Raw genomic sequence first — 4,470 nt, 5'->3', positions numbered from 1 at the left:
GAGAAATTAATGCGTTCAGCCGTTTAATGCTACACACGGCCATTCAGCAAGCCAAATCTTGGCATGTTGAGGGCAAATACATACCCATCGCTGTTAACCTGTCGCCCTATAACTTACTAGACAACCAACTCGTCGAATTCATTCAAAGTGAGCTTGAGGCCGCTGATCTAGCCCCTGAGCTACTGGCCGTGGAGTTGACAGAGAGCGCGACGATGTTCGATGTTAACCTAGCCCAGCGGGTCTTCACCGAACTAAGAGACATGGGCATTAAGATTTCAATTGACGATTTTGGTACGGGCATGAGCTCAATGTCGTATTTACAAATTTTGCCTATCGATTGCGTGAAGCTCGATCGAAGCTTCATCGAGAACATACAAACCGACAAAGTGGCCCACGCGATCGTCTCTTGTATGGTGTCGTTATGCCACACGCTGGGCAAAACTGTTGTGGCGGAGGGCGTTGAAACCGAATCACAATCGAGGGCCCTTCGAGAAATTGGCTGCGACCAGGCGCAAGGCTACCTATTTGCGCGTCCATTAAGAGTCAACGATAAAGAACTTATCGATTGGTTTCGCGCCGAAGTCCCTGCCATCGCGATGGATACCGGCAACCGCGCCTAGCATTGCCTGTTGATCTCTATCAAGGTCTCAAAGCCAGGGCCGCGCTACACTTCGCATAGTCACCAAGCATGAGGTACCTATGTTAGAAAAACACGATTTACACCACGAATTTCCCGAGCACCATGACGCTATTCATGATTTAAAAATGAACGACGCCCACTTCGCCAGACTCTTCACGCAGTATCATGAAGTAGACCATGAAGTACACCGCATAGAAACCGGTGCTGAGAATACTAGTGACGATTACCTAAACGAGCGAAAAAAAGTGCGTTTGAATCTGAAAGAACAACTTCTCGCCATTATCCAAAAGTACAAGGCCCGGTAACTCCATAGCTCGGTCGATGACACCGAGCTGTGATGATCTACATGTTACCTTTAGAGAAACGTGATTGCGGCCAGCGATCACGCTTTCATGTGCCAAGGCGCTTAAGATCACAGTCCAGCGCGACACGAATTAAGACAACAAACCTATCGCCTTTTGCACGACGGCCTCTAATCTCGTCGCTTTGCTAGAGGCCAGTATCAAACGATCGGGACGCAGTATCAGTGCGACTTCTGACTTAGGGAGGTCTCTCCCCTCCGCGACCCAATCACCGGCAATCTTGCTTGCTCTGCCAGGCGTAGACAAGCACACGAACTCTCCACCTAAACCTTGCCACTGCTGTCTCAAGTCCTCGCTGATAAAATTTCGTGGGTCGCAATTGATGCCGACACACACAAAATGGGTCCCAAACACCTCGTCACTGCGCTTGCGATCGCCCGCCGCAGTTTGAAGCCACCACTGTGGTAAATGAGCCCCTGCCGCAAAAGCACCCCTGAGGCCCCCTTTCAAAAACAAACCAGCATCGAACGTGTTTTGCGGCTTGACCTTCATATCGGTAAAGACCGTGTGGACCACAGGCAACAGACCGATAAACTTTGCTAACCCGTGCACTAAGATCGCTTTAATTCGGCTCGACGGCATGATCAGCTCGCCCAAAAATTGCGCCAGCCGTATCATTTTACCGGCGTGCGGCTTGCGTTCCTGCGTGTAGGACGTTAACACACCGACAGACACCTCGCGTCGAAGAACCGCTTTTAATTTCCAACCCAAATTCGCGACATCGCGCAGCCCCGACACTAAGCCTTGCCCGGCAAAAGGAGGTGTCACGTGAGCTGCATCACCGGCCAAGAACACCGATCCTACTTGAAATCTATCAGCCAATCGGGCGTGAAATCGATAAACGGCCTTGCGCTCCACTGTGATGTCTTCGAATGTTGTCCAAGGCCTCAGCAAGTCTTTAATCTTCGCATCTTGCATGAACTCTTCCTGACTCTCACCTGGATGTAACATGAACTCCCAGCGCTGCCGTCCTCCCGGTGCTGGCATATGAGGAGCGGGACGCGCAGGATCGCAGTAAAACGTAATTTCCTCCACGGGCTCTGGAACATTCAAAGCATCGACAATCAGCCAGTCCTGCGAATAGCTCACACCCAAAAAATCAACACCCAAGCTTTGACGGGTCGACGAGCCAGCGCCATCGCAGGCCACCACAAACCGCGCTTTGAGATCTCGTTCAGTGCCATCACCTAAGTGATGCACACGCACAAGGGCCCCCGTCTCGGAATTTTCGATGACTTGGGCGCGTGCGCCTCTGAGCACATGCACCGTGCCAGAAACTTGAGCTTGCGCCGCTAAACTAGCTTCCAAGGCGGGTTGAAAAAAGGTGACCAAAGGGGGCAGTGTGTCGACGCTGTCTAAGGTATTCATCCTCCCAAACCGGCCAAAAAAGGGGCTCCGATAATTCACCGCAGGAATAGTCACCAAATCCAAGTCTTCAAGGACCAGGCCGCACATTGCCAAAATACGAAGGGCTTCATTATCTAGGGCGATTGCACGCGGGGCTGTTTGGATAGCATTGAGTCGATCGACGACTAGTACATGGACACCGAACCGTCCGAGCAGAGCCGCCATTGCCATACCGACGGGACCCGCACCAATAATGATAACCTCGTAATCGTGATCCATAAATAACGCTCGACACTTTTTGACATATTTGAACATTAATGTTCAAATATGTCCAATTCAAGCGGAAAACCTCATGGCCTCACTGACATCACAAAAAAGAATTCATGCCGCAGCCATTCGCTTATTCGCAGAGACGGGCGCACAAAAAATCAGTATTCGCGATTTGGCAGAAGAGGCAGGCGTCGCACGCGGTACCATCTATGCCTATCTCGACCAAAGCCCGGATTTGTTTGAACGGACCGCCGAGCGCCTTGCTCATGACTTACACCTTCGCATTGCAAAGGGCGCCGTTAATCTCGATGACCCAGCCCATAAAGTGGCTTTAGGTATCTTTCACTTTATTTATCAGGCGCAAGCCAATCCCGATTGGGGCCGTTTCTTATGTCAATTCGGGTTCACGGCCCAACAACTCACTCAACTTTGGCACGCTCAACCCATGCACGATATCAGTCTCGGCGTAGAACGGGGTCGGTTCGATCTAACACAGTCGCAGATACGCAGTGCTGTGACCCTGCTTGCCAGTGCAGTAATGGGGGCCATTCAAGTCATACTCTCGGGTCACAAAGGCTGGCGCGAAGCCTATGTTGAGGTCACAGAGTTGATTTTAAAAGCGTTCGGCGTAAGCAGCTCAGAAGCGAGCGCGATTGCCGCGGAACAAGCCAATCACACGCCCTTACACAGCTGAGAATCAGACCATGGACACACCTACATTGGCGGTCGATTACTTGAAAGCGTCTGTCGCGCCACACATTAAAGTGACTCGGCTTGGCTACCTCCGATTTGAGCGTCCCGACCTAGATCTAGCCGAGCGCTTTTTGTCAGACTTCGGTTTAGTCACGGTGCACAAGTCACCGCAAGATTTATATCTTGCTGCTAATCCCGGCTCGTCTTGGTGTTATCACATCAAGCTGTCAGATCAACCCAAGTTTCTGGGGTTTGGCTTTGATTGTGCCTCACTTGAAGATCTGCAGAAACTCGCCACAGAGCATAACCAAGATATCGAACATGGTGAGGAGCTTGACCCCTATGCCCGTGTCATTCTCAACGACCCGAATGGCTTTCGCGTCGAGATCAACGCGGCGGCGAGTGCATTCGATTACGGCCTTCCCAGAAACACAGCAACACTAAATCATTCAAATTCGCCCCAGCGTGTCAATGCCATACAGGGGTTCCCTGCTTCTCCTTCCCCCATCGTAAAGTTGGGACACCTAGTAATCGAGACCGCGGGCTACCAAGAAACCGTAAGCTGGTATACCAAGACACTAGGGCTCATTCCGTCAGACACTCAGGTACTTCCGTCCGGCGACCCCATTGTGACGTTTTTTAGAATGAACCTCGGCGACACTCCGACTGATCACCACACCATCGCAATAGCCCACACTTTTCAGGCCGCTTTCTCCCATGCTGCATTCGAGACTCTAGATATTGATGCGATTGGTGCTGGGCAACAGTGGCTACGTGATCGGGGCTGGCGCCACGCGTGGGGCATCGGCCGCCACGTGTTGGGAAGCCAACTATTCGATTACTGGTCCGACCCGTGGGGCGCCCATCACGAGCATTACGCAGACGGCGATGTATTCACCGCCGACCACCCTATGGGCGTGTCCGCCGCGAGCGCTCAGGCCATGAGCCAATGGGGACAAGTCATGCCCGCAGAGTTCATCAAACCTAAACTTACCCTGAACACACTCATCACCCTATTCAAAAACCTGAGAAAACACTCAGATCTTACTGTTAAAAAACTGGCAGCGATTGCCAAAGTCATGACCTAAAAGGATCAATCACATGCCCGTAAATATTGCGCGTATTGACTACCAAGGTAGTATCCAGTGGGGACGCCCG

The 4,470-nt window shown here is 51.7% G+C and carries 5 protein-coding genes; 4 read left to right on the top strand and 1 reads right to left on the bottom strand.

The annotated features are described in order from the left end of the window. The coding region (locus ACTF5Z_RS11450) for an EAL domain-containing protein (RefSeq protein WP_438985752.1) at positions 1 to 620 on the top strand (620 nt) is incomplete at its 5' end. A 79-nt stretch (positions 621 to 699) separates the two neighbouring features. Then, positions 700 to 945: a YdcH family protein gene (locus ACTF5Z_RS11445; RefSeq protein WP_438985751.1), complete on the top strand. Its 246-nt coding sequence runs from the start codon at positions 700 to 702 to the stop codon at positions 943 to 945. A 129-nt stretch (positions 946 to 1,074) separates the two neighbouring features. Here ACTF5Z_RS11445 and ACTF5Z_RS11440 read toward each other — a convergent pair whose 3' ends face one another. Then, positions 1,075 to 2,628, bottom strand: coding sequence for a bifunctional 3-(3-hydroxy-phenyl)propionate/3-hydroxycinnamic acid hydroxylase (locus ACTF5Z_RS11440; protein WP_438985750.1), 1,554 nt, complete (start codon positions 2,626 to 2,628; stop codon positions 1,075 to 1,077). A 73-nt stretch (positions 2,629 to 2,701) separates the two neighbouring features. Here ACTF5Z_RS11440 and ACTF5Z_RS11435 point away from each other — a divergent pair, with 73 nt between their 5' ends. Beyond that, entirely contained in the window at positions 2,702 to 3,313 is a 612-nt protein-coding gene (locus tag ACTF5Z_RS11435; protein WP_438985749.1) for a TetR/AcrR family transcriptional regulator, read from the top strand. 10 nt (positions 3,314 to 3,323) lie between these two features. Further along, positions 3,324 to 4,400 carry a VOC family protein gene (locus ACTF5Z_RS11430; protein ID WP_438985748.1) on the top strand — a complete coding sequence of 359 codons (1,077 nt, stop codon included), beginning with the start codon at positions 3,324 to 3,326 and terminating at the stop codon, positions 4,398 to 4,400. Positions 4,401 to 4,470: the final 70 nt, after the last annotated feature.

Source organism: Aequoribacter sp., assembly GCF_965659035.1.
Classification (GTDB): Bacteria; Pseudomonadota; Gammaproteobacteria; order Pseudomonadales; family Halieaceae; genus Aequoribacter.
The sequence above is the reverse complement of the archived record's forward strand: the minus strand, read 5'-3'. Positions and strand labels throughout refer to the sequence as shown.

Coding starts and splice junctions, on each gene's coding strand:
- ACTF5Z_RS11440 (WP_438985750.1), bottom strand. CDS start 2,628: ATGGATCACGATTACGAGGTTATCATTATTGGTGCGGGTCCCGTCGGT.
- ACTF5Z_RS11445 (WP_438985751.1), top strand. CDS start 700: ATGTTAGAAAAACACGATTTACACCACGAATTTCCCGAGCACCATGAC.
- ACTF5Z_RS11435 (WP_438985749.1), top strand. CDS start 2,702: ATGGCCTCACTGACATCACAAAAAAGAATTCATGCCGCAGCCATTCGC.
- ACTF5Z_RS11430 (WP_438985748.1), top strand. CDS start 3,324: ATGGACACACCTACATTGGCGGTCGATTACTTGAAAGCGTCTGTCGCG.